The following is a 25,840-nucleotide window of genomic DNA, read 5'->3' on the forward strand; positions in this document are numbered from 1 at the left end:
GGGTTCAAATCTCAGCCGCGCGCCTCGCGCACGCCCCTGGCCAGTTCCGCGACCAGATCGGTCACGGCAGCGACCGTGCCCGGCGCGGCCTTTCCGTTCTCGTCCAGCGTGCCGGCAAGCGCGTTCACCACCGCGGTGCCGACGATGCAGGCATCGGCGACGGACCCGATGGCTGCCGCGTGTTCGCGGGTCTTGATCCCGAAACCGACCCCGATCGGCAGGTCGGTATGGTTGCGCAACCGGCCGATCGCCGCGCGGACCATGTCGATCGGCACGTCGGCGGTCCCGGTAATCCCCGTGATGGAGACATAATAGATGAAGCCGCTGGTATTGGTCAGCACCTTCGGCAGCCGCGCATCATCGGTGGTCGGCGTCGCCAGGCGGACGAAGGGCAGGCCGCGCTTCACCGCGGGTTCGCAGAGCTCGTCATCCTCTTCCGGCGGCAGGTCGACCACGATCAGCCCGTCGGCGCCGGCCGAGATCGCGTCGGTCAGGAAGCGCTCCACGCCGTAGATGTAGATCGGGTTGTAATAGCCCATGAGAACCACCGGCGTGCTCTGGTCCTCTTCGCGGAACCTGCGCACCAGTTCGATCGTCCCGGTGAGCGTGGCGCCCGCCTTGAGTGCGCGCTGGCTCGAGGCCTGGATCGAGGGGCCGTCCGCCATCGGGTCGGAGAACGGCATGCCGAACTCGATCATGTCGGCGCCGGCGCCGGGCAGGGCCTTCAGGATCGCGAGCGAGGTCTCCTGGTCCGGATCTCCGGCGGTCACGAAGATGCCGAGGCCGGGGCGGTTCTCCGCCTTCAGGGCGGCGAAGCATTTGTCGAGGCGCGAAGCGGTGTAGTCCATCAGAGTTTGCCCATCTTCTCGAGCCGCGGAATTACCGCATCCAGGTCCTTGTCGCCGCGGCCGCAGAGATTCATGACCACGATCTTGTCTTTCGCCAGATCGCCGATCATCGTGCCGACATAGGCGAGCGCATGGCTCGGCTCCAGCGCCGGGATGATGCCCTCCAGCTTGGAACAGAGGGCGAAGGCCTCGAGCGCGTCGGTGTCGGTGGCGCTGACATATTTCACCCGGCCGGATTCATGCAGCCAGGAATGCTCGGGGCCGATGCCGGGATAGTCGAGACCGGCGGAGATCGAGTGTGCCTCGGTAATCTGCCCGTCATCGTCCTGCAGCAGGTAGGTCCGGTTGCCGTGCAGCACGCCGGGGTTTCCGCCGGTCAGCGAGGCCGCGTGCTCGCCGCTCGGAATGCCGTGGCCGGCCGCCTCGACGCCGAAAATCTCGACGCTGGGATCGTCGAGGAAGGGATGGAACAGGCCGATGGCGTTGGAGCCGCCGCCGATGCAGGCGACCAGCGCGTCGGGCAGCTTGCCCTCGGCTTCCTCGAGCTGCCAGCGCACTTCCTCGCCGATGATGCTCTGGAAGTCGCGCACCATGGCCGGATAGGGATGCGGGCCGGCGGCGGTGCCGATGATGTAGAAATGCGTGTCCGCCTTCGAGACCCAGTAGCGCAGGGCCTCGTTCATCGCGTCCTTCAGCGTGGAGGAGCCGGAGGTCACCGGGACCACCTTGGCGCCGAGCAGGCGCATGCGGTCGACGTTCGGCTTCTGACGCCGGACATCCTCGGCGCCCATGAAGACCTCGCACTCCATGCCGAAAAGGGCACAGGCGGTCGCGGTCGCGACGCCGTGCTGGCCGGCGCCGGTCTCGGCGATGATCTTGGTCTTGCCCATGCGCCTGGCGAGCAGGGCCTGGCCCATCACGTTGTTGATCTTGTGCGCGCCGGTATGGTTCAGCTCGTCACGCTTGAAGTAGAGCTTGCCGCCGCCGAAATGCTCCGTCAGCCGCGGCGCGAAATAGAGCGCGCTCGGGCGGCCGATATAGTGCTTGCGGTAATAGTCCATCTCCGCCCAGAAGTCCGGGTCGCCCTTCGCCTTCAGGTAGGCTTTCTCGACCTCGAGAATCAGCGGCATCAGGGTTTCGGCGACATAACGGCCGCCGAAGATCCCGAAATGCCCGTTCTCGTCGGGGCCGGATCTGAACGTGTTCGGGGCTGGCGTGGCGCTGGCCATGGTCAGACTTCCTCGTAGCTTCTGGGCTCGTGTTTCGGGGAGGCTCGCGAAAGGCGGCATAATGCGCGGGGCGCCCGGTCAAAGCAAGGCTCCGGGCGGGCAAAAAACGTCAGTGGGCTCCGAGCGCCGCGGCGACGAATTGCGCGATCTTTTCGGGGTTCTTCACGCCCGGCGCATCCTCGGCGCCAGAGGCGGTGTCGACCGCCCCGGCGCCGGTCACCCGGATCGCCTCGGCCACGTTCTCCGCGTCGAGGCCGCCGGCCAGCATCCAGGGCGTGCCGCCCCGGTAGGCCTTGAGCGCCGTCCAGTCGAACAGGAGACCGTTTCCGCCGGGCAGCTTGTCCAGTTCCTTCGGCGGCTTGGCGTCGAACAGGATCATGTCGGCCGCGCCGTCATAGGCTTCCGCATCGCGCGCATCCGCCGCATCGGCGACCCGCACCGCCTTCATCACGGCGACGCCGTAGCGCGCCTTGATCTCGCGGACGCGGTCCGGCGTCTCCCGGCCATGAAGCTGGAAGATGTCCGGGTGAAGGTTTTGCCAGATGGCGGCGAGCAGGGCGTCGTCGGCATCGACCACTAGCGCGACGATCTTCACCCCGTCGGGCACGTGGCGCACCAGCTCCCTCGCCTCTTCCGGAGTCACGGAGCGGGGAGAAGGCGCGAAGAAGTTGAAACCGAGATGGGTGGCGCCGGCTGCCGCTGTCGCGGCGACGGTGGCCGGCGTCTTCAGGCCGCAGATCTTGACGAGCATGTGTCTACCGTGTGTCCGGAGCCGGCAGGGCCTTGCGCAGATCCGCGACCTCGTGCTTGCGGTCCTCAAGATCGTGTTCGAGCCGCCGTGCCTTGCCTTCGGCCACCCGGGCCCGGCGGCGGGTGCTGCCGCCGCTGAACCAGGCGGCGACCGTGCCGAGCACGAAGCCGAACAGCATGGTGCAGAGCCCGAGAATGTAGGCCGGGACCTCGACGGTGATCGGCAGCGGCCAGAATCCGACCTCGACCGCATGCCGGTTCGAGATGGCGAAGAGGACGATGACGACTGCGACCGGCAGTCCGATCAGCATGCCGAGGGTCTTAGCGATGAATGATCTGCGGGCCATGGCGCTTCCGTTTTGCTAGCGCTCATAATCTAGTGCGCCGCGCGGAAAATCGAAATGCTGGATGTGATTGTTTTTCGCCGTCGGCGCCCTGTCGGCCGGCTTGCCACGGTATGACAAAACCGCAACCGGCGCGGGAAAGGGTCCGAAGTCTCCGGCGTCAGCCGTCGTTGATCCGGTCGCGCAACTGCTTGCCGGTCTTGAAAAAGGGGACGAACTTTTCCTGTACAGGGACCGAGTCGCCCGTTCGCGGGTTGCGGCCCACGCGGGCATCCCGCTTCTTCACGGAAAACGCGCCGAAGCCTCGCAGCTCCACGCGGTCCCCGCGCGCAAGCGCGTCGGAAATCTCGTCGAAGATGGCGGAAACGATCCGTTCGACATCGCGCTGGTAGAGGTGAGGGTTCGCCTCGGCAAGACGCATGATCAACTCTGATTTGGTCATGTTTGCCACGCTCCCCCAATCAACTCCTCGGCCCGTCCAATCGGTGGCCGGATGAGTCACGGCGACAATAAAACCGAATTTTAAGGCCTTTCGTCAAGTTTAAGTCTCTCTATTGCATAATAAAAATGCACTTCGCCGATTTGGAAGTGTGTCAAGGGCGGTCTGAAAAGAGAACGGCGCCGCCCGGTTGGGGCGGCGCCGCTGCTCGCGAGACGGTCGGGTAAGGCGCGTGCCCTAGCCCTGGTTCTCTTCTTCTTTCTGCTTCAGGGCCGCGCCGAGGATGTCGCCCAGGCTGGCGCCGCTGTCGGAGGAACCGTAGTCGGCCATGGCCTTCTTCTCTTCCTCGATCTCGCGGGCCTTGATCGACAGGGTCAGCTTGCGCGTCTTGTTGTCGATCTGGGTGATCTTGGCATCGACCTTCTCGCCCACGGCGAAGCGGTCCGGGCGCTGCTCGGAACGGTCGCGGGAGAGATCGGACTTGCGGATGAAGCCGTTCAGGCCGTCGCCGACGGAGACCTCGAGGCCGTTGTCGGTGAGCGTGGTGACCGTGCAGGTGACGACAGCCCCCTTGCGCAGATCGGAGGCACCGGACTCGAACGGATCCTCGGAGAGCTGCTTGATGCCGAGGGAGATGCGCTCCTTGTCGGTATCGACGTCAAGGACCTTCGCCTTGACCATGTCGCCCTTCTTGAACTCCTTGATGGCCTCTTCGCCCGACTGCTCCCAGGAGAGGTCGGAGAGGTGCACCATGCCGTCGATCTCGCCGGAAAGGCCGACGAACAGACCGAATTCGGTGATGTTCTTGACCTCGCCCTCGATCTCGGTGCCGACCGGGTAGCTGGTGACGAAATCGTCCCACGGGTTGGCCATGCACTGCTTGAGGCCGAGGGAGATGCGCCGCTTGCTCGGATCGACGTCGAGGACCATGACCTCGACTTCCTGGCTGGTGGAGACGATCTTGCCCGGATGCACGTTCTTCTTGGTCCAGCTCATTTCGGAGACGTGGACCAGGCCTTCGATGCCCGGCTCCAGCTCGACGAACGCACCGTAGTCGGTGATGTTCGTGACGCGGCCGGTGAACTTGGTGCCGACCGGGTACTTCAGCTCGACGCCTTCCCACGGATCCGCCTCGAGCTGCTTCATCCCGAGGGAGATACGCTGGGTTTCCGGGTTGAAGCGGATGACCTGCACCTTGACGGTGGAGCCGATCTGCAGCGCCTCGCTCGGATGGTTGATGCGGCGCCACGCGATGTCGGTGACGTGCAGCAGGCCGTCGACACCGCCGAGATCCACGAACGCGCCGTAGTCGGTGATGTTCTTGACCACACCCTGCAGGACCTGGCCTTCCTGGAGGTTCGCGACCAGCTCGGAACGGGCTTCGGCGCGGGACTCTTCAAGAACGGCGCGGCGGGAGACGACGATGTTGCCCCGGCGGCGGTCCATCTTCAGGATCTGGAACGGCTGCGGGGTGCCCAGCAGCGGGCCGATGTCGCGCACCGGGCGGATGTCGACCTGGCTGCCCGGCAGGAAGGCCACGGCGCCGGAAAGGTCGACGGTGAAGCCGCCCTTGACCCGGCCGAAAATGGTGCCGGTCACGCGCTCGCTCTTTTCGAAGGCGCCCTCGAGAACCGCCCAGGCCTCCTCGCGGCGGGCCTTCTCGCGGCTCAGCATGGCTTCGCCGTTGCGGTCTTCCATGCGCTCGACATACACCTCGACGGTGTCACCGGGCTTCAGGTCGGCCTTCTGGCCCGGGCCGCCGAATTCCTTCAGCGCCACGCGGCCTTCTGACTTCAGTCCGACGTCGATCAGGGCGCTGTCGCCTTCGATGGAGACGACCGTGCCCTTGACCACGCTGCCTTCGATGCTCGTGACGTCGCCGAAGGACTCGTCGAGCAGGGCAGCAAAATTCTCAGTGATTTCCGGTTCCTGAACCGCAGCGGCTGCATTAGCCATGTAAGCTCCTCAATGGGTATTGCCGGAGAACCGAGGTTCACCGGCAGCAGTGTCATGGTGGCTGTGCAAATTAGATTCTTTGCGTCCCGATTCGCGGAACCGTTCCACCCGGTCCGGGGGTTGGAACGCGGCTGAGCCTGTCAGCCACCGTTGGGTTGCCAAAGCCGGTCATCGGACCTCGTGACCGGCATCTCAGTTCGTTTTCCAGGCGGCGGCGATCAGTCCGTGCCCTTGATCACCTCGAGCGCGGCCGCGTAGGCCTCATCCGGGGTCATCGACGATGTGTCGATCAGAACCGCGTCGTCCGCCTGCACCATCGGAGCGTCGCTCCGGCCGGCGTCACGGGCATCGCGTTCCCGCATGTCCTGTAAAACGCGCGCATATATAGCGGCCTCGCCCCGCTCCTGCAACTCTTTGAATCGCCGGGTCGCCCGCGCCTCGACGGACGCGGTGACGAAGAGCTTGCGATCGGCGTCCGGGCAGATGACGGTTCCGATGTCCCGGCCGTCCAGAATCGCGCCCCCGGCGCCGCCCGGCGGGGTGGTGGCAAAGCCGCGCTGAAAGTCCTTCAGTGCGGCACGGACCTCCGGGACAGCCGCCACTTTCGAGGCGGCGACACCGGCCTCTGCGGTGCGGAGTGCCGGGCTGTCGAGAATGCTCCGGTCCAGGTTGCGCGCCGCCTCGGCGGCGGCGGACGCGTCCGCGGGATCTCTGTCCGCCCGGAGCAGCATCACGCCGACAGCGCGGTAGAGCGACCCGGTATCGAGATAGGCGAAGCCGAGCTCGTCGGCGAGACGGCGCGCGAGGGTGCCCTTGCCGGCGGCGGCCGGGCCGTCGATTGCGATGATCATGGGTCAGGCCTCGTTCTGGATCTTCGCGCCGGCACCGCGCATCAGTTCGGCGAAGCCGGGGAAGCTGGTGTCGATGGTGCGCGCGTCGTCGATCGCGACCGGGTTCTCCGCCCCCATGCCGAGCACGAGGAACGACATCGCGATGCGGTGGTCGAGATCCGCCTCGATCAGCGCATTCCCGGCGACGCCGTTCGAGGAGCCGGTGACGGCGAGCGTGTCCTCGCCTTCCTCGACCCGGACGCCCGCCTTGGCAAGCCCGCGCGCCATGGCCCCGAGCCGATCGCTTTCCTTGACCCGGAGTTCGCCGACGCCGCGCATGACGGTCGCGCCCTCGGCGAAAGCCGCGGCGACGGAGAGGATCGGATATTCATCGATCATGCTCGGCGCCCGTTCGGCGGGGACCTCGATGCCTTTCAGCCCGCTGCTGCGCACCCGGATGTCGCCGACCGGTTCACCCGCTTCCTCGCGCCGGTTGGTGATCTCGATGTCGGCGCCCATCTCGAGCAGGGTCTCGAAAACGCCGAAGCGCAGCGGGTTGAGACCGACGGCTTCGAGCAGAATGTCGGAGCCCGGCGTGATCAGGGCGGCGACCGCCGGAAAGGCCGCGGAGGAAGGATCGGCCGGCACGACGATGTTGCGGCCCTTGAATTCCGGCTGGCCGGTCAGGGTGACGACGCGGCCCTCGGGAAGATCTTCGACGCGCACGTCCGCGCCGAAATGACGGAACATGGTCTCGGTGTGGTCGCGGGTCTTATCCGGCTCGATCACAGTGGTATCGCCCGGCGTGTTGAGGCCGGCGAGCAGGATCGCGGATTTCACCTGGGCGGAAGCGACGGGCAGCGTGTAGCGAATCGGCAGCGGGTCGCGTGCCCCCTCCACGCAGAGCGGCAGCTTCCCGCCGGCGCGGCCGTGAAACGTGGCGCCGATCTGGCCGAGCGGGTTGATCACCCGGGCCATGGGCCGGCGCCTCAGGGACGCGTCCCCGGTGAAGATGGCCGAGATCGGATGACCGGCAACGACGCCCATCAGCAGCCGCGCCGCGGTGCCGGAATTGCCGAGATCGAGCACGTCTTCGGGTTCGTCGAGCGTGCCGATGCCACGCCCGTGGATCTCCCAGGTTCCGTCGCCGTGCCGCGTCACCCTGGCGCCGAGCGCCCGCATGGCGGCGGCGGTCGCCAGCACGTCCTCGCCTTCGAGCAGGCCCGAAACGGTGGTGCGGCCGACCGCGAGGCCCCCGAGGATCAGGGAGCGATGGGAAATCGATTTGTCGCCGGGCACTTTCAGGGTGCCGGTCAGGGCGGTGCTCTTGGATGCGTTTAGGGACGTCATGGACCTTCTCGGACGGCGAAATCGCGTTGACCGCAGGCTCTCTATCACAGAGGCTTGCATACTGTCTGGAGGAAATCCGCGGCTCCTGCCGGAATCCGGCGTCCGCGATGCGCATTTTCGCTTTGACAGACGGAAATATGATCGCTATTCGGCGCCTCGTTGGATTGCGATCCGAAGTGAGTTGTTCTCGGAGGAATGACGTGGCAAAGCCGGAATGGGGCATCAAGCGTACCTGCCAATCTTGTGGCACGCGCTTTTACGACCTGATGAAGTCTCCAATCGTTTGTCCGAAGTGCGACACCGAATTCGACCCGGAAGCGGTGTTGAAGAGCCGGCGTGCCCGGGCCGTTCCCGTGGCGGATGAGAAGAAGAAGAAGCCGAAGGAAGCCGAGGACGCCGAGACCGAGGACGAAGAAGACGAGGTCGAGGAGCTTGCCTCCGACGACACCGCCGTCGCCGACGATGATGACGGCGATGACGATGACGACAGCGATGACGGCGATGACCTGATCGGCGATCTGGACACGGATGACGACGACGATGATAGCGACTCGTTGCTCGAGGACGCGTCCGATCTTGACGACGACGACGATGTCGCCGTGATCGGCAAGGACGACGACGACGACGAAAATCTCTAGGCGGCGCTCTGCGTCAAAAAGGGATGACAAAAAGCTCTTGATCCGCGGCGCGGGGCTCGCTACATAAGCGGCCCATCGCGCCGGCACCCAACCGGTCCGGAAGCAGTTAGGGGCCATAGCTCAGCTGGGAGAGCGCTACAATGGCATTGTAGAGGTCAGCGGTTCGATCCCGCTTGGCTCCACCATCGAAGCCCGCAGGGAAACCTGCGGGCTTCGTCCATTTCTGGATTCCTTGTTCTGCGACTGCTCCACGGACTCGAAATCTTTGTCTTCGAGATGGTCCGCCGCTCGAAGCGTGGGTGGGAGGCGAACGGATTCAGATTGTTCGTCAGCCGGTCCGCGGATCAGGAGGTGCCCATGATCTTGTCGATGCAGGCCAGTGCGAGCGGTCGTGACGGATTTTCCTGTCCCGGCATTGTCGCCCAGCCGGCATCCATGATCACGTCGTTGCGCTGGTAGGAAGATGCTTTCTCCAGCGCAGCCAGGGTGCTGGCCGCGTTCGGGTCCGCGATCGAGCGCGCGATGCAGACCGGGACGAGCGCCTGCACGACTTCCGCCCTCGCTCTGTCGGAGGCGAGCACTTCCGCTTTGCTGCCGGTTACCCAGCCGCCCCATGTAAAGCCGACGATGGTGGCGGCGATGGCGCCGAATCCGAAGCCGACGAGGGTGGGTTTGGTCCATTCAGGTAGGGGCATAGTATGGTGCTCCATTTGGTGGCGCGCGGGCCACGGGTGCGATTTAGGGACGGCGCGGCTTTGAGGGCCTGTGCTTCGCCGGGGAGCCGCTCTCTGAGGTGGCGGCAAGGTGCTTGGGCTGCTCGCAAGAATGCGCGTCGCGCGTAAAGTGACCCGCATCGCCCAATATTCTGAAATATTGCGAAATCTTGTTTCCTGTTATCAGCTTTTATGTGCTGATAATATTTCGTATTCTGACGTAATAATTGATTTTTGGATACCTAATTATTTCATTGTTCTGGATAATATTTTGGTGAATCAAAGTATTTTGTTTTCTAAGTGTCTGAAATCGGGCGAGTAATTATTTCGTTCGTGAGGTTTTTTGAGCGTGAGCATGCCTGGCTGAGCGCGGGAGGGATCATCCGGCGCAAGGGCAGGTTCACGGCGCGGCGCCGGGAAGCGCGCTCACAAGTGTCCGGAGTGCGTTGTTCTCGAAAGTCGGTGGGGCGTGTCCGCTCAGGCCGCCCGGAAACGATTGTAGCGGCCGCCGGGGCGGAAGCGGTCGAGATAGGTCGGCAGAATCGCCTCGCAGGCGGTCGGCGTGACGCCGAGATCGGCGAGAGTGAGGGCCCCCTCGGACACCACGTTGTCGCTCTTCAGCAACGTGACCTGATCGCGCGTCAGTGGCGGGGTCGGCAGCCATTCCAGGAACGCGGCCTTGACGGAGGCGGCCCAGAACGGAAGATCGATCAGTCGGCGCGGCCGTCCGGTCTGCGCGATCACCAGCTCCATCAATTCCTTGAAGGTATAGACTTTCGGGCCGCCGAGTTCGTAGGTCTTGCCCGCCGCCTCGTCGGAGGCGAGCGCGTTGAGCGCGGCGTCCGCGACATCGTCGACATATACCGGCTGGAACTTCGTCTTGCCGCCGCCGATCAGCGGAAGGAACGGGAAGCTCTCGGCCATGGCACCGAACCGATTGAAGAAATCGTCGTCCGGGCCGAACACGACGCTGGGGCGCAGGATGGTCGCGGTCGAAAAGGTGCTGCGCACGGCTTCCTCGCCGGCTGCCTTGCTGCGGGCATAGCGCGAGTCAGAGTTGGCATCGGCGCCGATTGCCGAGACATGCAGGAACCTGGAGGCGCCCGCCTTGGCGGCGGCGCTCGCGATCAGGCCCGGCGCCGTACCCTGCACCGCGTCGAAGCGATTGCGCCCACTCTCGAAGAGGATGCCGCAGAGATTGATCACCATGTCGGCGCCGTCGACGGCGGGGGCGATCGCGCTCTCGCCCTCGGTGATATCCACATGGACCGGCGTCACCTGCCCGACCACGCCCTGGACCTTGAGGAACTTGGCGGCTTCCACGTCCCGGCAGGCAACCTCAATGACGGCACCCTGCTGGGCCAGTTCGCGCACGATGTTCCGGCCGATGAAACCGGAGCCTCCGAAAATGGTGATCTGCTTGCCTTGGAACATGGAAATCGTCCTTCCCCAGCGCGCCGTTACGGCTCCAGCAAACCGGTGGCGCAGTCCTTTACCTTACGGGCGCTTATAATATAGCGGGGCGGCCGCGGCGATCAAAAATCCCGGGCATCGGGACGGCAGCGCAAATGAACGCCGTCCCGCCGTAAAAAGCCTTTGACAGACGCGTCGCGTGCTGGCATTTACGGCGGCCTCGGCGGCGGACTGGTTCCGCCCGCCGTGCCCAGGTGGCGGAATTGGTAGACGCGCTGGCTTCAGGTGCCAGTGGCCGCAAGGCCGTGGAAGTTCGAGTCTTCTCCTGGGCACCATCCTCCTTTAAAAGAGACCGGAAGTGTTTGTCCGTCCTTGCGAAATCGCGATGGGCAGAGGAAGAGGTGCGGCCGTCCGGCTGCCGAAGCAGACGGGGCAGGAGAATCCGATGACCATTATCTTGCACAAAGGCGACCTGCCCGACGGGCTCGATCTCGGGCCGGTGGTCGCGATCGACAGCGAGACCATGGGGCTGCGCCCCGAGCGCGACCGGCTCTGCGTCGTGCAGCTGTCCTCCGGCGACGGAACCGCGCATCTCGTGCAGTTCGCCAAAGGCGTCTACAACGCGCCGAACCTGGTCCGGCTGCTGACCGATCCGAAGGTGCTGAAGCTGTTTCACTTCGCCCGCTTCGACGTTGGGATCATGCAGGCCTATCTCGGTGTGGTGACGGCGCCGGTCTATTGCACGAAGATCGCCTCCAAGCTGGTCCGCACCTATACCGACCGGCACGGGCTGAAGGATCTGTGCCGCGAGTTGCTCGGGGTCGAACTCTCCAAGCAGCAGCAATCCTCGGACTGGGGCGCCGACGAACTGACCGAGGAGCAGATGCACTACGCGGCGTCGGATGTGCTCTATCTGCACCGTCTGAAGGAAGAGCTGGACCGGCGTCTCGTGCGCGAGGGGCGCGACGGCTATGCCGCGGCGACCTTCGCCTATCTGCCGGTGCGGGCATCGCTCGACCTGATCGGATATGGCGCCGAGGATATTTTCGCCCATTAGGGCCGGAAATGCCGGGATTCGTTGACCCTTTGGCGGTCCTTCGCCATACTTCGGACAAGATGACAAGCAATTGTCGGGCCAGAATCGGCCGTTGAAACGGGGGCCGCTTCGACGCGCCGCGGCCGGTTTCGTGATTCCGCGCTGTTGCGGATGTTAAGAGGAACGGATGTCCGAGCAGACGGCGGCAAATATCGGGAGCGACTTCGGCGGGCGCCGTTTCCAGCCGGATGCTCCCCGACGGCGCGAGGCGGCGCATTTCCGTGCCAGCCGGCTGGTCGTGCTGATGAAGCTGATCCTGCCGGCGCTGGCGCTTGCCATCGTCGCGCTGATCGTGAGCTGGCCGCAACTGATCCCGGATCACACCAAGTTCCGTCTCGGCGACAAGGCCAGGAGCCTCCTTGCCGTCGCGACAGACGGGCTGAGCATGGATCAGCCGCGCTATGTCGGTGTTGACGATTCGCAGCGCCCTTACGAGATCACCGCGGAACGCGCGAGCCAGGACAGTCATGAGTCTGACCGTCTCGATCTCGTCGCCCCGCAGGCCGACCTTGCCATCAACGAGGAGGAATGGCTCGCGCTGTCCGCGGCCGCCGGCATCTACGACAAGAAACAGAGGACGATCGACCTCAGCGGCGGCGTCACCGTGTTTCACGATCGAGGCTACACGGTGACCTCGGAAAGCGCGCGCGTGCTGCTCGACGAAGGCATGGCGACCAGCGACGATCCGGTCAGTGCCCACGGGCAGAGCGGTATCGCGACCGGTGAGGGTTTCCGGATCTATGACCGGGGCGAGCGCATTGTTTTCGTTGGCAAGAGCAAGGTGGTGCTTTATCCGGCTCAGCTCGGTGGGCTCGAGACCCGGAGAGCGAATTGATGCGTGCATACCGACCCGGCCGTCGGACCGTCTGCGGCTGGACCATACTGATGCTGGCCCTTTGCTGCGCGATGGCCGCGCCCGATATCCGGGCCCAGAGCTTTTCGGGTCAGGCCGGAGACGACGGCCCGGTGACGGTCGAAGCCGATGACGGCATCGAATGGATCCGCGATCAGCGGATGTATGTCGCCCGTGGAAATGCCAAGGCGGCGCGCGGCGGGGTCACGGTTCGGGCCGATACCCTGACGGCGCTCTACCGCGACGCGAACGGGGCGACCGATATCTACCGGCTGGAAGCGATCGGCAATGTCGTGATTTCCTCCGACAAACAGACCGGCTATGGCGAACGCGCCGTCTACGATCTGGACGAAGCGGTCGCCGTGATGCTCGGCAAGCAGGCGCCGCCGAGGCTCGAGACCGGAACCGAGACGATCACCGCGCGGGACAGCCTGGAATACTGGGAGCAGCGCCAGATCGCCGTCGCCCGCGGAAACGCGACGGCGAAAAAGGACGACCGGACGATCCGTGCAGATACCCTTATCGCCCGTTTCGAGGAGGATGCCGGCGGTAAGCTGGTCGCCACCCGGATGGACGCGGTCGGCGATGTTGTCATCACCACGGCCGAGGATGTCGCGCGCGGCGACGAAGGCATCTACAATGTCGATTCGGAAACCGCGATCCTTCAGGGCAATGTGCGGATCACGCGGGGCGAGAACCAGCTCAACGGCGAGCGCGCCGAAGTGAACCTAAAGACCGGCATCAGCAAGCTCTTGTCGGGACCGGATGGAGCGAAACAACGGGTCAGAGGATTGTTCAACCCGAAGTCGGACAATAAATGAACCGGCAGGGAAACGGCAGACCGCAAGGCGGGGCAAAGGCAAGGGATGAGCGATACTAGTCTTGGTGGGGCGGGCGGCCCGGCGGCAGGTGCGGACGGACCGCGTCTTGTCGCGAACAATCGCGGGCTGGTCGCACGCAATCTCGGCAAACGCTACAAGTCGCGGCCGGTCCTGCGCGACGTCAGCATCTCGGTCCAGCGCGGCGAGGCGGTCGGGCTGCTTGGGCCCAACGGCGCGGGCAAGACGACCTGCTTCTATGTCATCACCGGGCTGATCTCGGCCGATTACGGCTCGATTCATCTGGACGGGGCGGACATCACCGAATTGCCGATGTACCGCCGGGCGCGCCTCGGCATCGGCTACCTGCCCCAGGAGGCTTCGATCTTCCGCGGTCTGACGGTCGAGCAGAACATCCGCGCGGTGCTGGAGGTGGTCGAGGACAATCCGGCGCGCCGCGATGCGCTGCTGGAGGATCTGCTGGCGGAGTTCTCCATCAGCCATCTGCGCCGCACCCCGTCCATCGCGCTCTCGGGGGGCGAGCGGCGGCGGGTCGAGATCGCCCGGGCGCTGGCCTCGCATCCGGCCTTCATCCTGCTGGACGAGCCGCTGGCGGGGATCGATCCGATCGCGGTGGGCGAAATCCGAGACCTGATCTCGCATCTGAAGGACCGCGGCATCGGAGTGCTGATCACGGACCATAATGTCCGCGAGACGCTCGATATCGTGGACCGGGCCTTCATTCTGCATGACGGCACGGTTCTTATGGATGGTGCGCCGGACGAAATCGTCGCCAATACCGATGTGCGGCGGGTTTATCTCGGCGACCGTTTCAGGCTCTAGGGAGACCGGCCTTGGCGCTTTCGGCCAGACTGGACCTCAGACAGTCCCAGAACCTGGTAATGACGCCGCAACTGCAGCAGGCGATCAAGCTGCTGCAGTTCAACAACCTTGAACTGACCGAATTCGTCGAGGCGGAACTCGAGCAGAACCCTCTTCTGGAGCGCGACGACGGCGACGGGCCGGCGACCCTCGAGGCGCTGGAATCCGACAATCTCGCAGCCTACGACAAGGCCGTCGAGGGCGAGGGCGCGGCGCCCGAGGGGACTGCCGATACCGGCTGGGAGGATACGCCGGACGGTCCCGACATCGTCGACCGGACGACGTCCGAATCGCTTCCGGCGGGCGGCGAGGATCCGGGCGACACCGATTATGACAACAACTGGGGCAGTGCGGGCGTCGATGAGACCGATCCGTCCGTCACGCCCACGCTCGGGAGCTGGGAAGCGGCCGCGGGCTCCGGGTCCGGCCGGGGCGGCGACGACATGCCCGGCATCGAGGAGAGCGTCGGCGGCCTGAAGACCCTGCGCGAGCACCTGCTGGAGCAGATCACGCTCGATATCGAGCGTCCGGACGAACGGATCATCGCCGCGGACCTGCTCGAGCAGCTCGACGATGCCGGATACCTGAGCGGCGATCTGGAAGAGGTGGCCGAACGGCTGGGCGCGGCGCCGGAGGCGATCGAGACGGTGCTAGGCAAGCTGCAGGCCCTGGATCCGCCGGGAATCTTCGCCCGCAGCCTCTCCGAATGTCTTGCGCTGCAGCTCAAGGACCGCAACCGGCTCGATCCGGCGATCCAGGCCCTGCTGGACAATCTGCCCCTGCTGGCCAAGCGCGACATGCCGGCCCTGCTCAAGATCTGCGGCGTGGATGCCGAGGATCTGACCGAGATGGTGGAGGAGATCCGGTCGCTGAACCCGAAGCCCGGGCTCGCCTTCGAGCCGGACAACAGCGAACCGGTGGTGCCGGACGTGCTGGTGCGCGCCGCGCCGGACGGCAGTTGGGTGGTCGAACTCAATCCCGACACTTTGCCGCGCGTGCTGGTGAACAACGCCTATCTCTCGCAGATCAGCCGCACGCCCAAGAACAAGAGCGACCGGGAATATCTCAGCGAATGTCATCAGTCCGCGAACTGGCTGGTGCGCTCGCTGCATCAGCGCGCGACCACGATCCTCAAGGTCTCCGGCGAGATCGTCCGCCAGCAGGACGCTTTCTTCCAGCACGGCATCCAGTATCTGCGTCCCCTGGTGCTGCGCGACATCGCGGCGGCGATCGAGATGCACGAGAGCACGGTCAGCCGCGTCACCTCGAACAAATTCATGGCGACGCCGCGCGGCATCTACGAGCTTAAGTACTTCTTCACCAGTGCCATCGCATCATCGGCGGGTGGTGACGCCCTTTCCGCCGAAGCGGTACGGTTCAAGATCAAGAAGCTGATCGACGAGGAACCGGCCAACAAGGTGCTGTCAGATGACCGCATCGTCGAGATACTGAGAGGCGAGGGCGTCGATATTGCACGGCGGACCATCGCGAAATACCGCGAAGCGATGAAGATTCCGTCGTCCGTACAGAGGAGACGCGAAAAATCGATTGGAATTTGACCAATAAGCCGGGCACTTAGAAATCTCGTAACCGCAGCGCTTGACTCTCCTATGAGGCGCGCATAAGTTCCGCGCCTTCGTCGCCGAGGCGACGTTGCGGGCAGACTTTCTCCGGATGGTTCAATGCCGGGTCCCGACGCCGAATGGCCAAATGTCATCGACCGCGAAAGACGCATGCAGCTAGCAATCAACGGTAAGCAAGTCCAGATCAGCGACGCGCTCAAGGAACATGTTGAGCGACTCGTGACGGACATATCCGAGAAGTATTTCGGCGATCCTCTCGAGGGAACTGTGACGGTTTCCAAGGAGGGGAACGATTTCCGGACCGATATCGCGGTTCATGTCGGGCGGGACATGTTTGTCCGCGGTCAGGGCAATGACGGCGATGCCTACAAGTCCGCGGACAAGGCCGGCGAGCACATCGACAAGCGTCTGCGCCGGTTCAAGCGCCGGGTTCGGGACCACCATCGCGGCAACGGTGGCGCAAATATTGCAGCCCAGCAATACGTGCTCGCGGCCGATCACGCGGATTCTCAACCTTCCCCGGAGGAAGAGTGGCAGCCGGTGGTCGTCGCGGAGATGACCACCTCTATCGAGGATCTCTCGGTGGAAGAGGCCGTCATGCGGCTGGAACTGGGCGATCTGCCGGTGGTGATGTTCCGGAACCGGTCGCATGGTGAACTGAACGTGATCTACCGCCGCGGCGACGGGAATATCGGTTGGATCGATCCAAAGGGTCTGGCTCAAGGCTGAGCCGGCCCTCAACGGGACTGGCATCGTAGAAGGGCTGCTCGGTTGACAGAGATGGCCCGCACAGTGCCAATTCGAAGCGAGAGCAGGGTAGAAACGATGGAAATCGCGGAAATCCTAATTCCCGAGGGCGTTATTCCTCATCTTAAAGTCACGTCGAAGAAACAGGCGCTGCAGGAACTGTCCCGCCGTGCTGCCGACGTGACCGGACTCGGGCAGAGAGAAATCTTTGACGTCTTGCTGGAGCGGGAGCGTCTCGGAACCACGGGGATGGGCGACGGAATCGCGATTCCGCACGGCAAGCTGCCCGGACTGAACCGGCTGTACGGCATCTTTGCGCGCGCCGACAGGGCGGTCGAGTTCGACGCCATCGACGACAAGCCTGTGGATATTATTTTTCTGCTGCTCGCGCCGGAGTCCGCCGGAGCGGATCATCTGAAAGCGCTTGCCCGCGTCTCGCGCCTGCTGCGCGACAAGGGAACCTGCGAAAAGATCCGCGGCGCCGACAGTGTCGACGCGATCTACGCGCTGCTCACCGAAGCGACGGCCAGCAACGCGGCCTGATCCCGCCGGCAACCGGCCGGCGCGATCGAGGACCCTCTCAGTGGATTCGGGCCGCCTGCATTTCGTTTTCCTGGATCAGGGTAACGGCGGCGTCCCAGCTCGGCGCATCGGCGACGAATTTCCCGTCCGCGGTGTGAATTTCGAAGCTTGCCTCTCCGCCGCTCTTCACCCGTTTCACAAACGCGATGTCGAACAGTCCGAGGGCGGCGAAATCCTGGGCGCTCATCCGGCGCACGTCGATTTGTTCTGGCATATCCATATCCATTCGCATCTCCTTCCCGGCTGATGCGCTCGTTTCGTTGAGAGTGTGCGGCCGAACGGCGGCTATCAGTCCGCGTGCTCGATATCGAGCTTCTCGGCGGTGATCCCCGGGGCCTTCCTGCCGCCGTTGATCTCGATCGTCCGAACTTTCACTTCCGGCATCGGCCTGTGCAGCTCGATGTGAAGCAATCCGTTATCCAGATCCGCGGCGACGACTTCGATGCCCTCGGCGAGGACAAAGGTCCGCTGGAACTGGCGCGCGGCGATGCCCCGGTGCAGATACACCCGGTCCTCCTCGTCGCTCTGGCGACCGCGGATCACCAGCTGGTTGTCCTCGATCTGGACGCTGAGGTCGTCGGAAGAGAAACCGGCCACGGCAAGCGTAATGCGCAGGCCGTCCTTGCCGGTCTGCTCTATATTGTAGGGCGGATAGCCGTCGGAGGTGGTTTTTGAGATCCGGTCCAGGGCCCGTTCGAAATGATCGAATCCGAGCAGGAGCGGGGAGTTGAAAACGGACATGCGTGACATGGGACCAACCCCTCATACATGAGCGAGACGATCTTCGAGCCCGCCAGTGCGGCACTCAACACGCGCATCCTCATTGATCGCGCGCTCTTTCCATGTAGGTGATCGTGCCGTCCGGATCAAGTCGCCGGCACCAAGCCGCGTTGCCGCCCGGCCCGATTGCCGGGATCAGTCGAACAGGGCGTCGATATCGTCCTGGCTGAGTCCGGCGCTGCCGAGCGCGGGACCGTTCAGAAGATCGTCTTCCTCGGAGGCCGTTTCCTCGTTTTCGTCCGTCGGGATCGGCAGATCCTTGAAAGCCTCGAGCCCGCCCCAGATATCGATCATCGCAAGAATGCGGCTTTCGATGAAGCGGAGCGTCTTTACCACCTGGTTGATCCGCTGACCCGTGAGGTCCTGGAAGCTGCAGGCTTCAATGATCGAGATCAGCTGGTTCGATGCCTGGTCGATAAGCTGCTGCACTTCCGGGTCGTCGAGCGTGAAGCCGTGGATTTGCTTGAGCGTGCCTTCGATCGAATCGACGGAGGACATGATCTCGTTGGTCGCGGTTTCGGTCGTCTGCACGATCGTGTCGAGCTGCAAGGATGCGGTCTGCATCTGGTCTTCCGTCGACATCGGATGCTTGATCGCCGCGATCTGGCTCTTGGCGCGGCCGATCGAGCGCACCATCTGGGCGATCTCGATCCTGAGAACGTGATCGATATCGGTTTCGACCTCGTCCTCTTCCGGAACCTCGGCGACGGGCGCCGTGACCCCGGTCATGCCGACCGCCTTCCGAATTTCGGAAAGCTCGGTCCGGAGGCTCGAGATTTCCGCAAGCAGCGCTTCTTCGAAGGCGCTCGAGGAAAGGCCGGGAGCGATGGCCTTGGGGGTCACCGCCCCACCGGCCCCGTTGCGTTGTTGCGCGCGGCGCTCGACCGAGAAAATTCTTCCCTTTGCATCACCCACGGCGTGACCTCGGCAATAGTGGCAATAGTTATGCTCACGGGGAGAGCCGGGAGTTGCACCCGAGCCTTGCGCCCCCGCGTGATTGCACTATAGAACGGGCGTCCTAATTTTCCGTTAATCAATTTTCTCTACAAAGATCGGCGTGAAGAGGTACCCTCGCTTTTACGGGGCGACGTTAGCTATTCATTCAGTCTCTTGATGTAAGACAAAGCAGGACGTTGGGGATGCAGGTCCGCGGACCTGCAAATGTGGAGCGACAATGACCGCCACAGAACAAGAGCAAGAGCAAGCGCTAGATCCGTCGACGCATTTCGCCTTCGAGCACAAGATCTTCAAGGTGAACGGTGCCCATTTTCGCCTGACCGGTCAGGACCGGATCCCGGCGCTTCGTGTGCGCGTCGGCGAACTCGAGGCCTCGATCCCGCTTGAGTCCCTGTGCACCGAATTCGGCATCGACGAGGATTCCCAGGACGGCAAGCTGCTGGACACCGTTCGCAAGGGGCTGAACTACGTCAAGGACATTCGCCCTGGCGACACCATTCCCCGGGAATTGCTGGACGGCTCGGCCAGCTGGTCGATCGAGGAAAAGCACAGGGAACGGGCGAAGAACCGGCTGATGGTGCAGATCGCTCAATGGGTTGCCGGAACATCGATCGCCAATCCGGACGAGTCCGAAATCCAGGCTGAGCTCGCCAAACCGGAGACAAAGGAACGGATCCAGAAAGGCATTTCCGAGATCGCGCAGAAGCTCAAGCTCGGCGAGGAACGCAAGCAGGAGGTCCTCGACCTTGTCGACCGGGTCGGCCGTGAACTTGCCTATATCGAGGCGCTGCGCGACCGCTTCGTCCATGCCAGCGCGATCCAGACGAAGCTTGTTCAGGTGATCGCATTGCATCGCGGCGATCGCCAGTTTACGGCGGAAGTCCAGCGGGTAAGAACCCTGATGGAGCCGCCGATTCGGGATTTCAGCTTCATTTTTGATCAGGTCGACGGACAGACCGGGGAAATCCTCACGGTCCTGAAAAGCTACGACAAGCAGATCAACTTCATTCGCGAGATGCGCGACGAATTGCACAAGAAGATCATGATCTGGGACGAGGTCATCGAGATCTGGAACATCGATCTATCAACGCGGTCCAAGGGGATCCGGGAAGCCGTGCAGTCAACCTACAGGTTCGTCGCCTATAATTTCCCGCAAGCTCAGGATTGGATGTAAATCCGGCCTGTACGGAATATTTTTTTGCATTCGGCCATCGGAACACGATCTACTCAAATGATGGCGGGACGCACAAAGTGTCTCCGCGCAGAGTTTGGGAAGTAGGCGTAGGTCTTGTCCGGACACAACGATGATACTGACACGGTCCCCGGCATCCCGGCAGAAGTCGCCTGGGCTTCGTCTGAAGCAAGACTGGATCTGGGTACTCCGGCTACCGACGACATTCCGCTAAGGCAGATCACGGTAGCCGAGCTTGAGGACGTCATCGAGCGCCACGGAATGTTCTTGCGCGGACAGACCGGTGGTGCCCGGGCCAACCTTCAGGGGTACGATCTCAAATTCAAGGATCTGAGCGGGCGCGAGCTAGCGGGCGCCGAGCTCTCGGGCTCTTCGCTCCGCAATGCCAATCTCGAGAAATGCAATCTGAAGACCGCGAACCTCTTCGCCTCCGACATGCGCGAGGCGCAGCTGACGGGCGCGGATCTCTCCCGCGCCGATCTTCGCGGGGCCTGCATGCGTGGCGCGGATCTCTGCGATGTGACCATGCAGGAAGCCGACCTGCGGGACGGCGTCTTGCTGAAACCCGACGCACGGGGCAACCTCGTTGCCGTCACGTACAACACGGTCGATGCCGATCTTGCGGTGGCGAATGCGACCCGCGCGGACATGAGTGGCGCCCGGCTTTCCAACGCCTTCATCGTTCAGACCGATCTCACCGACGCGAAGCTCCGCAATACCCGCTTCGTGCGTGCCGATCTCAGCCATTCGAACCTGACCGGCGCCGACCTCGAAGGCGCGGACCTGACCGAGGCGACGCTGACCGGCGCCATTCTGCACGGTACGATACTCTATAATGTGATCTTCAGCGGCACGGACCTGACCGGCGCCGATCTCGCCGGGGCCGTGTTTTCGAACATGAATCCGGACGACCCGCAGTTCCGGCTGGCGCGTATGCCGCGCGCGCTGGACGCGCTCGGACCGGAGATGCAGGAGATCATGATCCAGCACGATCTCTGGATCAAAAGCAATGGCAAGCAGGGCACCCGGGCGCCGCTCGCACGCCGGGACATCAGCAAGCAGAGCCTCAGCCGGCTGAACCTCGCTGCGGCCAATATGGAATGCAGCGTCCTGACCAGTTGCGATCTGACGGGCATCAATCTGCTGATGGCGGATCTTGCGCTGGCCGATATGCGCTCGGCGGACCTCTCGAATGCGGACCTGCGCGGCGTGACAATGCGGCGTGCCAACCTCATGGAAGCGCGGCTGACCGGGGTGCAGGCGGGGCCGGTCCAGATCGTCGGGGCCAAGACCCAGCGCTGGCCGGCCCATTTCGACCGGGCCAGGTTCGACCGGGCGATCCTCCGGGGGGGCGATTTTCACCAGGCCGAGATGAGCGGTGCCGTCTTCACCGGCGCCGATCTCCGGGACTGCAATCTCCGCGGCGCGGTCTTGCGTGACGCCGATTTCGACGGCGCGGACCTGCGGGGGGCCGATCTTTCCGGCGCCGATGTGCGGGGCGCGACGAACATGGTTCTCGACGACTAGCGGCGGCGGCATGGTGGAGCGTCCGGAAATCACGCAGCAAGTGACCCGCGGCGTGTCGCGGCTTTTTACCGACCTGAAATGGAGTCACGTCACCGAGATGCCCCTGCGCACGGGCCGGCGCGTCGACGTCATGGCGCTCGATACCGCGGGCGGAATCGTCGTGGTCGAGGTCAAGTCCGACATGGCGGACTATCTGGCGGATCGAAAGTGGCACGATTATCTGGATTTCTGCGACCGCTTCTATTTCGCGGTCGCGCCGGACTTCCCGCGTGAAATGCTGCCGGACGATCCGCTTTGCGGGGTGATCCTGGCGGATCGGTACGAGGCGGTGATCGCCCGGGAGGCCACTGAAGCGCGACTGAACGCGGCGCGCCGCAAGTCCCTGACGCTGTCGCTCGCCCGCACCGCGGCGCGTCGACTGACCCATTTGATCGGGGAGTCGGGCGATCTTCCCGGCGCATACGATTAGTTTGATTTTGTCACTAATGCTGCTGTGTTTTGGCGTCTCATGACGTATTTGCAATTGTGCATTGCAGTATCAATGCATGTTGCGCTGCGGTCTGTGCCCTACATTGACAACCATGGAGTCGTCATATGCCCAGAAAGGATATCGATATGACCCGGATTAGCATTTCCCAGACCATCCTCACCTGCGCCGGCATCCTCGGCCTCATCGCCTGCGTCGCCTATTACGGTGCGATGAACAACATCTAAGGCGAAAGCCTCTGCGAGGGGCGCGATCAGACTTGGAGGAATGCCTCCGGGCGTCCTAGACTGTGCGGATCTTCCTCTGCCAAGTCTTTGAGAAACCATGAGACGCGCCCCGCCGAATACCCTGCCCGGACTGGTCGAGCCCGGGCAAAAGCCTGTCCGGCCGAAAGACTCCGCCAGTCTGATCGTCCTTCGTCGCACCGGCGACGGGCTTGATGTGCTGATGGGACGGCGCGGAAAGAAAGCCGTCTTCGGCGGCGTCTATGTCTTTCCTGGCGGAAAGGTCGATGCCGCGGACCGCAGGGTCGGTTTCGCGAGCGATCTCCAGCCGCATGATCTGAAACGCATTTCCAAGGACGAGAGACGCGCCCGCGGCTTCCCGATGGCGGCCGTGCGCGAGGCCTTCGAGGAAACCGGCCTGCTTCTGGCCGACCGCGGGGAACTCGGCCCGACCCAACATCCGTCCTGGTCCGAGATCGGCGGCCGGGGATTGGCTCCGGACCTCGGGAAGCTCGGCTATGTCGGACACGCCATCACGCCGTCCAAGCGCAGGTTCCGTTTCAACGCCCGCTTCTTCTTCGCCTGGGAGGAGCATATGTCCGGCACCCTCGGCGGCAGCGGCGAACTGGCGGATCTGGACTATTTTCCGCTCGACGAGGCCCTGAAGCTGCCGCTGGTCGACGTGACCGAGTTCATGCTGCTCGAGATCAAGCGCCGCGCCGCGGAGAAGCTGGCGCCGCGCGAGACCTATCCGTTCTTCAGCTACCGGACCGAAACGCCCTATATCCGCTACAGCTGATCCGCCGCACTACGGCAGCCGATAGAGGCTTTCCTCGTCCGGCGCGCCGTCGGTCTTCACCCGGCCGCTCTCCACCAGATGGATCAGCGCGGCCAGCAGCGAGCGCGCGGCAGCGCCGTGGACTGCGGGCGGAACGTCGGCATAGATCACCGGCACCATGTCCGGGATCGTCTCGAGTCCGTCCCGGAGGCAGGCGAGGATTTCCTCCTCGCGGTCCCGGCGGTGGGCGATGAAGGCCTCGATGAAAGGTTTCGGATCGCGGATCGGCCCGCCATGGGTCGGCCAGTAGGTCGCTTCGTCCCGTTTGAGCATTTTCCGCAGGCTGGCCAGGTAATCTCCCATATGCCCGTCCGGCGGCGATATGACGCTGGTCGACCAGCCCATCACCAGATCGCCCGGAAACAGGATCGAGCGCTCCGGCCAGGCGAAGGCGAGATGGTTCGAGGTATGGCCCGGCGTGTGCAGCGCCTCGAGACGCCAGCCCCTGCCCGCGATCTCGTCCCCGTCGCCGATCCGCACGTCCGGCGCGAAATTCGGATCTCCTCCGGCCTCGATCCCGCCCGGCCCGCTCCCGTGCGGACCATAGCCGAAGGTCGGCGCACCGGTCCGCGCCTTCAGTTCCGCCGCGGCAGGGGAATGATCGAGATGGGTGTGGGTCACCAGGATATGGCTGACGGTCTCGTTGCCGAGTCCCTCCAGCAGGGCGGGAATATGGCCGGCAAGATCCGGTCCCGGATCGATCACCGCGACATCGCCCTCGCCGACAATGAAGGTCGCGGTGCCCCGAAAAGTGAAGGGGCCGGGATTGCGCGCCACGATCCGCCGGAGCCCGGGACCGAGAGGTTCGACCACGCCGTAGCGCGGCTCGAAATTCCGGTCGAAGGGGATGACGGTCGCCAAGACTCAGCTTTCCGCGACGACCGGATTGACGAGACGGCCGATCTTGTCGATCTCGACAACGATTTCGTCGCCCGGTTGCATCCAGACCTGCGGATCCTGGCGCGAGCCGACGCCTCCCGGCGTGCCGGTGACGATGACGTCGCCCGGCACCAGTTCAGTGAAGGTGCTGATGTAATTGATCAGGTGCGGGATCGGGAAGATCAGGTCGTCCAGCTTCGTGTGCTGCATGACCGCGCCGTTCAGGCGGGATTCCATCACCAGCGCCCCAAGGTCGTCGATCTCGTCCGGCGTTACCAGCCAGGGGCCGAAAGCGCCGGTTCCGACGAAGTTCTTGCCGGGGGTGTACTGACCGGTATGGCGCTGCCAGTCGCGCACGCTGCCCTCGTTGTAGCAGGCATAGCCGGCGACATGCGCCATCGCGGCAGCCTCGGAGATATGGCGCCCGGACTTGCCGATGACGACCGCGAGTTCCGCCTCGAAGTCCAGCTTGTCGGAGACCTTCGGCTTGATCATCGGCTGCTTGTGCCCGATCTGCGAATTTGCGAAACGGGCGAAGATGGTCGGATGTTCTACCTCCGGATGACCGCCCTCGAGCCGGTGGGCCTCGTAATTCAGGCCGACGCAGAGGATCTTGTCCGGGTCCGGAACGAGCGGAAGGTACTCGGCGTCCTCGGCCGGGACAGAGGGGGCGCTGGCCGCGAGAGCCGCGGCGGCCTCGCCGAGGGCATCGGCGGAGATCGCCGCTTTCAGGCTCGGCCAGCGCGACTTCGTGTCGGCTCCCGCGGCGTGCAGGCCCTTCTCGGTTGCAAGACCCCAGGTCGCCTCGCCGTTCAGTTTGAATGATGCGAACCGCATGCCGTGTCTCCCCAGCCCACTCATGAATGATGCTCAACTCTAGGAAGCCGGGCGGGTCCAGTCGATGGTCGATCCGGCACGAGAGCCCTCGGTCAGGCGGCATAAACCAGATAGAGCAGAACCCCGCCGAGCAGGATGCGATAGATGACGAAAGGCATGAAGCCGGCACGTCGGAGCCAGGCCATCATGAGCACGATCGCGACCAGGGCGGAGGCGAAGGCGAGGCCTGCCGCAGTGAAGGCGTCGCGGGTGAGCTGGACGTTCCCGCTTTGCCAGAGCTCGATACCGGATAGCGTCCCCGCCCCGGCGATCGCCGGGATCGCGAGCAGAAGGGAAAAGCGGGCCGCATCCGCGCGCTCGAAGCCGAGAAAACGGGCCATCGTCATGGTGATGCCGGAACGACTGGTGCCTGGAATAAGGGCAAGCGCCTGGGCAAGGCCGATGGCGAGGGCGCTGCCGTAGCCCATGTGCTCGAGCCGGCGCACCGTCATCCCGGCCCGGTCGGCAAGTCCGAGCAGGATGCCGAAGCCGAGCGTGGTCCAGGCGATCACCTCGACGCTGCGGAACATGCCGCCGGCATATTTTTGCACGGCGTATCCGGCCGCCACGACGGGGATCGAGCCGAGAATGACCTGCAGCATCAGCCGGGTCCCCTGGTCGATCCGGCCGCGCAGGAGGCGCCAGAGCCCGCCGAGCATCATCCAGATCTCCCGCCAGGCATAGAGCATGACCGCGAGCAGGGTGCCGACATGCACTGCCACGTCGAGCATCAGGCCCTGATCCGTCCAGTTCATGACATAGGGCACAAGGACCAGATGTCCGCTGGAGGAAATGGGCAGGAATTCGGTGATCCCCTGGACGAGGGCGAGGATGGCCAGATGGAGGAGCGGCACGCGTGGACTCCGGTCGGAACATGTCGGCGGGCATCTATCTGGAGGCCGCGGCGGGAGCCCCCCGACCTCCCCGACATGGCCGGCGGACTATAGCATCGGCAAGCAAGGGAAAGAATAAGCGTTAAAGGGCCGAAGTGAGACTATTTATTCGTTTC

28 protein-coding genes and 2 tRNA genes are annotated in these 25,840 nt (G+C 64.0%); 14 read left to right on the forward strand and 16 right to left on the reverse strand.

Features of this window, described 5'->3' with window-relative positions:
- Positions 1–11: 11 nt before the first annotated feature.
- From trpA to aroA, 8 genes are all read right to left on the reverse strand, one after another.
- Positions 12–848 carry a tryptophan synthase subunit alpha gene (gene trpA / locus ACOOE1_RS16760; protein ID WP_420403346.1) on the reverse strand — a complete coding sequence of 279 codons (837 nt, stop codon included), beginning with the start codon at positions 846–848 and terminating at the stop codon, positions 12–14.
- Positions 848–2,077, reverse strand: a complete 1,230-nt coding sequence (trpB, locus tag ACOOE1_RS16765) for a tryptophan synthase subunit beta (protein ID WP_420403347.1) — start codon at positions 2,075–2,077, stop codon at positions 848–850. Before trpB ends, trpA begins: the two co-directional genes overlap by 1 nt.
- 109 nt (positions 2,078–2,186) lie before the next feature.
- Positions 2,187–2,828: a phosphoribosylanthranilate isomerase gene (locus ACOOE1_RS16770; RefSeq protein WP_420403348.1), complete on the reverse strand. Its 642-nt coding sequence runs from the start codon at positions 2,826–2,828 to the stop codon at positions 2,187–2,189.
- A 4-nt stretch (positions 2,829–2,832) separates the two neighbouring features.
- On the reverse strand, positions 2,833–3,174 hold the full coding sequence (locus ACOOE1_RS16775) for a lipopolysaccharide assembly protein LapA domain-containing protein (protein ID WP_420403349.1): 342 nt from the start codon (positions 3,172–3,174) through the stop codon (positions 2,833–2,835).
- Between the two features lie 157 nt (positions 3,175–3,331).
- Complete coding sequence (ihfB, locus tag ACOOE1_RS16780) at positions 3,332–3,613, reverse strand: integration host factor subunit beta (RefSeq protein ID WP_420403350.1); 282 nt, start codon at positions 3,611–3,613, stop codon at positions 3,332–3,334.
- Between the two features lie 234 nt (positions 3,614–3,847).
- On the reverse strand, positions 3,848–5,566 hold the full coding sequence (rpsA, locus tag ACOOE1_RS16785) for a 30S ribosomal protein S1 (protein ID WP_420403351.1): 1,719 nt from the start codon (positions 5,564–5,566) through the stop codon (positions 3,848–3,850).
- Positions 5,567–5,784: 218 nt separating this feature from the next.
- The gene (cmk, locus tag ACOOE1_RS16790) at positions 5,785–6,417 is read right to left on the reverse strand and encodes a (d)CMP kinase (protein ID WP_420403352.1); all 633 of its coding nucleotides are present in this window, start codon (positions 6,415–6,417) and stop codon (positions 5,785–5,787) included.
- 3 nt (positions 6,418–6,420) lie between these two features.
- Positions 6,421–7,746: a 3-phosphoshikimate 1-carboxyvinyltransferase gene (aroA, locus tag ACOOE1_RS16795; protein WP_420403353.1), complete on the reverse strand. Its 1,326-nt coding sequence runs from the start codon at positions 7,744–7,746 to the stop codon at positions 6,421–6,423.
- A gap of 200 nt (positions 7,747–7,946) precedes the next feature.
- Here aroA and ACOOE1_RS16800 point away from each other — a divergent pair, with 200 nt between their 5' ends.
- Together ACOOE1_RS16800 and ACOOE1_RS16805 are read left to right on the forward strand one after the other, a co-directional pair.
- The gene (locus ACOOE1_RS16800) at positions 7,947–8,384 is read left to right on the forward strand and encodes a TIGR02300 family protein (protein WP_420403354.1); all 438 of its coding nucleotides are present in this window, start codon (positions 7,947–7,949) and stop codon (positions 8,382–8,384) included.
- A gap of 109 nt (positions 8,385–8,493) precedes the next feature.
- A tRNA-Ala gene (locus tag ACOOE1_RS16805) sits at positions 8,494–8,569 on the forward strand.
- Positions 8,570–8,728: 159 nt separating this feature from the next.
- On the opposite strand, the gene ACOOE1_RS16810 is transcribed toward ACOOE1_RS16805, so the two are convergent.
- Both ACOOE1_RS16810 and ACOOE1_RS16815 read right to left on the reverse strand, forming a co-directional pair.
- Complete coding sequence (locus tag ACOOE1_RS16810) at positions 8,729–9,079, reverse strand: hypothetical protein (RefSeq protein WP_420403355.1); 351 nt, start codon at positions 9,077–9,079, stop codon at positions 8,729–8,731.
- Between the two features lie 495 nt (positions 9,080–9,574).
- The gene (locus ACOOE1_RS16815; protein ID WP_420403356.1) at positions 9,575–10,531 is read right to left on the reverse strand and encodes a complex I NDUFA9 subunit family protein; all 957 of its coding nucleotides are present in this window, start codon (positions 10,529–10,531) and stop codon (positions 9,575–9,577) included.
- A gap of 227 nt (positions 10,532–10,758) precedes the next feature.
- On the opposite strand from ACOOE1_RS16815, the gene ACOOE1_RS16820 reads away from it, so the two are divergent.
- The 8 genes from ACOOE1_RS16820 (at position 10,759) to ptsN (ending at position 17,032) form a co-directional block, all read left to right on the forward strand.
- Positions 10,759–10,845: transfer RNA gene (locus tag ACOOE1_RS16820), tRNA-Leu, on the forward strand.
- A gap of 110 nt (positions 10,846–10,955) precedes the next feature.
- The gene (locus ACOOE1_RS16825) at positions 10,956–11,567 is read left to right on the forward strand and encodes a ribonuclease D (RefSeq protein WP_420403357.1); all 612 of its coding nucleotides are present in this window, start codon (positions 10,956–10,958) and stop codon (positions 11,565–11,567) included.
- Between the two features lie 166 nt (positions 11,568–11,733).
- Positions 11,734–12,441: an LPS export ABC transporter periplasmic protein LptC gene (gene lptC / locus ACOOE1_RS16830; RefSeq protein ID WP_420403358.1), complete on the forward strand. Its 708-nt coding sequence runs from the start codon at positions 11,734–11,736 to the stop codon at positions 12,439–12,441.
- Positions 12,441–13,280, forward strand: a complete 840-nt coding sequence (locus ACOOE1_RS16835; RefSeq protein ID WP_420403359.1) for an LptA/OstA family protein — start codon at positions 12,441–12,443, stop codon at positions 13,278–13,280. Before lptC ends, ACOOE1_RS16835 begins: the two co-directional genes overlap by 1 nt.
- Before the next feature lie 45 nt (positions 13,281–13,325).
- Positions 13,326–14,120 (forward strand): LPS export ABC transporter ATP-binding protein, encoded by a 795-nt coding sequence (lptB, locus tag ACOOE1_RS16840; protein ID WP_420403360.1) that lies wholly within the window; start codon positions 13,326–13,328, stop codon positions 14,118–14,120.
- A gap of 11 nt (positions 14,121–14,131) precedes the next feature.
- Positions 14,132–15,718, forward strand: a complete 1,587-nt coding sequence (rpoN, locus tag ACOOE1_RS16845) for an RNA polymerase factor sigma-54 (RefSeq protein WP_420403361.1) — start codon at positions 14,132–14,134, stop codon at positions 15,716–15,718.
- A 174-nt stretch (positions 15,719–15,892) separates the two neighbouring features.
- Positions 15,893–16,471 (forward strand): ribosome hibernation-promoting factor, HPF/YfiA family, encoded by a 579-nt coding sequence (gene hpf, locus ACOOE1_RS16850; protein ID WP_420403362.1) that lies wholly within the window; start codon positions 15,893–15,895, stop codon positions 16,469–16,471.
- 96 nt (positions 16,472–16,567) lie between these two features.
- A complete protein-coding gene (gene ptsN, locus ACOOE1_RS16855; protein WP_420403363.1) occupies positions 16,568–17,032 on the forward strand; it encodes a PTS IIA-like nitrogen regulatory protein PtsN in 465 nt (154 codons plus the stop codon).
- Positions 17,033–17,069: 37 nt separating this feature from the next.
- On the opposite strand, the gene ACOOE1_RS16860 is transcribed toward ptsN, so the two are convergent.
- The 3 genes from ACOOE1_RS16860 to ACOOE1_RS16870 all read right to left on the reverse strand — a co-directional run bounded on the left by ACOOE1_RS16860 (position 17,070) and on the right by ACOOE1_RS16870 (position 18,766).
- Complete coding sequence (locus ACOOE1_RS16860; protein ID WP_420403364.1) at positions 17,070–17,285, reverse strand: DUF1150 domain-containing protein; 216 nt, start codon at positions 17,283–17,285, stop codon at positions 17,070–17,072.
- A 74-nt stretch (positions 17,286–17,359) separates the two neighbouring features.
- Complete coding sequence (locus ACOOE1_RS16865) at positions 17,360–17,821, reverse strand: Hsp20 family protein (RefSeq protein WP_420403365.1); 462 nt, start codon at positions 17,819–17,821, stop codon at positions 17,360–17,362.
- Positions 17,822–17,986: 165 nt separating this feature from the next.
- Entirely contained in the window at positions 17,987–18,766 is a 780-nt protein-coding gene (locus ACOOE1_RS16870) for a protein phosphatase CheZ (protein ID WP_420403366.1), read from the reverse strand.
- A 259-nt stretch (positions 18,767–19,025) separates the two neighbouring features.
- On the opposite strand from ACOOE1_RS16870, the gene ACOOE1_RS16875 reads away from it, so the two are divergent.
- The 4 genes from ACOOE1_RS16875 to ACOOE1_RS16890 all read left to right on the forward strand — a co-directional run bounded on the left by ACOOE1_RS16875 (position 19,026) and on the right by ACOOE1_RS16890 (position 23,037).
- Entirely contained in the window at positions 19,026–19,982 is a 957-nt protein-coding gene (locus ACOOE1_RS16875) for a hypothetical protein (protein ID WP_420403367.1), read from the forward strand.
- A 114-nt stretch (positions 19,983–20,096) separates the two neighbouring features.
- Positions 20,097–21,527, forward strand: a complete 1,431-nt coding sequence (locus ACOOE1_RS16880) for a pentapeptide repeat-containing protein (RefSeq protein WP_420403368.1) — start codon at positions 20,097–20,099, stop codon at positions 21,525–21,527.
- 10 nt (positions 21,528–21,537) lie between these two features.
- Complete coding sequence (locus ACOOE1_RS16885; protein ID WP_420403369.1) at positions 21,538–21,996, forward strand: MmcB family DNA repair protein; 459 nt, start codon at positions 21,538–21,540, stop codon at positions 21,994–21,996.
- 342 nt (positions 21,997–22,338) lie between these two features.
- Positions 22,339–23,037 (forward strand): NUDIX hydrolase, encoded by a 699-nt coding sequence (locus ACOOE1_RS16890; RefSeq protein ID WP_420403370.1) that lies wholly within the window; start codon positions 22,339–22,341, stop codon positions 23,035–23,037.
- A gap of 9 nt (positions 23,038–23,046) precedes the next feature.
- Here the strand turns inward: ACOOE1_RS16890 and ACOOE1_RS16895 are convergent, their stop codons facing one another.
- The 3 genes from ACOOE1_RS16895 to ACOOE1_RS16905 form a co-directional block, all read right to left on the reverse strand.
- The gene (locus ACOOE1_RS16895; RefSeq protein WP_420403371.1) at positions 23,047–23,937 is read right to left on the reverse strand and encodes an MBL fold metallo-hydrolase; all 891 of its coding nucleotides are present in this window, start codon (positions 23,935–23,937) and stop codon (positions 23,047–23,049) included.
- A 3-nt stretch (positions 23,938–23,940) separates the two neighbouring features.
- Complete coding sequence (locus ACOOE1_RS16900) at positions 23,941–24,792, reverse strand: fumarylacetoacetate hydrolase family protein (protein WP_420403372.1); 852 nt, start codon at positions 24,790–24,792, stop codon at positions 23,941–23,943.
- Positions 24,793–24,884: 92 nt separating this feature from the next.
- The gene (locus ACOOE1_RS16905; RefSeq protein ID WP_420403373.1) at positions 24,885–25,685 is read right to left on the reverse strand and encodes an undecaprenyl-diphosphate phosphatase; all 801 of its coding nucleotides are present in this window, start codon (positions 25,683–25,685) and stop codon (positions 24,885–24,887) included.
- Positions 25,686–25,840 lie beyond the last annotated feature (155 nt).

The organism is Nisaea sp. (assembly GCF_965216895.1).
Classification (GTDB): domain Bacteria; phylum Pseudomonadota; class Alphaproteobacteria; order Thalassobaculales; family Thalassobaculaceae; genus Nisaea.

Coding starts and splice junctions, on each gene's coding strand:
- trpA (WP_420403346.1), bottom strand. CDS start 848: ATGGACTACACCGCTTCGCGCCTCGACAAATGCTTCGCCGCCCTGAAG.
- trpB (WP_420403347.1), bottom strand. CDS start 2,077: ATGGCCAGCGCCACGCCAGCCCCGAACACGTTCAGATCCGGCCCCGAC.
- ACOOE1_RS16770 (WP_420403348.1), bottom strand. CDS start 2,828: ATGCTCGTCAAGATCTGCGGCCTGAAGACGCCGGCCACCGTCGCCGCG.
- ACOOE1_RS16775 (WP_420403349.1), bottom strand. CDS start 3,174: ATGGCCCGCAGATCATTCATCGCTAAGACCCTCGGCATGCTGATCGGA.
- ihfB (WP_420403350.1), bottom strand. CDS start 3,613: ATGACCAAATCAGAGTTGATCATGCGTCTTGCCGAGGCGAACCCTCAC.
- rpsA (WP_420403351.1), bottom strand. CDS start 5,566: ATGGCTAATGCAGCCGCTGCGGTTCAGGAACCGGAAATCACTGAGAAT.
- cmk (WP_420403352.1), bottom strand. CDS start 6,417: ATGATCATCGCAATCGACGGCCCGGCCGCCGCCGGCAAGGGCACCCTC.
- aroA (WP_420403353.1), bottom strand. CDS start 7,746: ATGACGTCCCTAAACGCATCCAAGAGCACCGCCCTGACCGGCACCCTG.
- ACOOE1_RS16810 (WP_420403355.1), bottom strand. CDS start 9,079: ATGCCCCTACCTGAATGGACCAAACCCACCCTCGTCGGCTTCGGATTC.
- ACOOE1_RS16815 (WP_420403356.1), bottom strand. CDS start 10,531: ATGTTCCAAGGCAAGCAGATCACCATTTTCGGAGGCTCCGGTTTCATC.
- ACOOE1_RS16825 (WP_420403357.1), top strand. CDS start 10,956: ATGACCATTATCTTGCACAAAGGCGACCTGCCCGACGGGCTCGATCTC.
- lptC (WP_420403358.1), top strand. CDS start 11,734: ATGTCCGAGCAGACGGCGGCAAATATCGGGAGCGACTTCGGCGGGCGC.
- ACOOE1_RS16835 (WP_420403359.1), top strand. CDS start 12,441: ATGCGTGCATACCGACCCGGCCGTCGGACCGTCTGCGGCTGGACCATA.
- lptB (WP_420403360.1), top strand. CDS start 13,326: ATGAGCGATACTAGTCTTGGTGGGGCGGGCGGCCCGGCGGCAGGTGCG.
- hpf (WP_420403362.1), top strand. CDS start 15,893: ATGCAGCTAGCAATCAACGGTAAGCAAGTCCAGATCAGCGACGCGCTC.
- ptsN (WP_420403363.1), top strand. CDS start 16,568: ATGGAAATCGCGGAAATCCTAATTCCCGAGGGCGTTATTCCTCATCTT.
- ACOOE1_RS16860 (WP_420403364.1), bottom strand. CDS start 17,285: ATGCCAGAACAAATCGACGTGCGCCGGATGAGCGCCCAGGATTTCGCC.
- ACOOE1_RS16865 (WP_420403365.1), bottom strand. CDS start 17,821: ATGTCACGCATGTCCGTTTTCAACTCCCCGCTCCTGCTCGGATTCGAT.
- ACOOE1_RS16875 (WP_420403367.1), top strand. CDS start 19,026: ATGACCGCCACAGAACAAGAGCAAGAGCAAGCGCTAGATCCGTCGACG.
- ACOOE1_RS16885 (WP_420403369.1), top strand. CDS start 21,538: ATGGTGGAGCGTCCGGAAATCACGCAGCAAGTGACCCGCGGCGTGTCG.
- ACOOE1_RS16890 (WP_420403370.1), top strand. CDS start 22,339: ATGAGACGCGCCCCGCCGAATACCCTGCCCGGACTGGTCGAGCCCGGG.
- ACOOE1_RS16900 (WP_420403372.1), bottom strand. CDS start 24,792: ATGCGGTTCGCATCATTCAAACTGAACGGCGAGGCGACCTGGGGTCTT.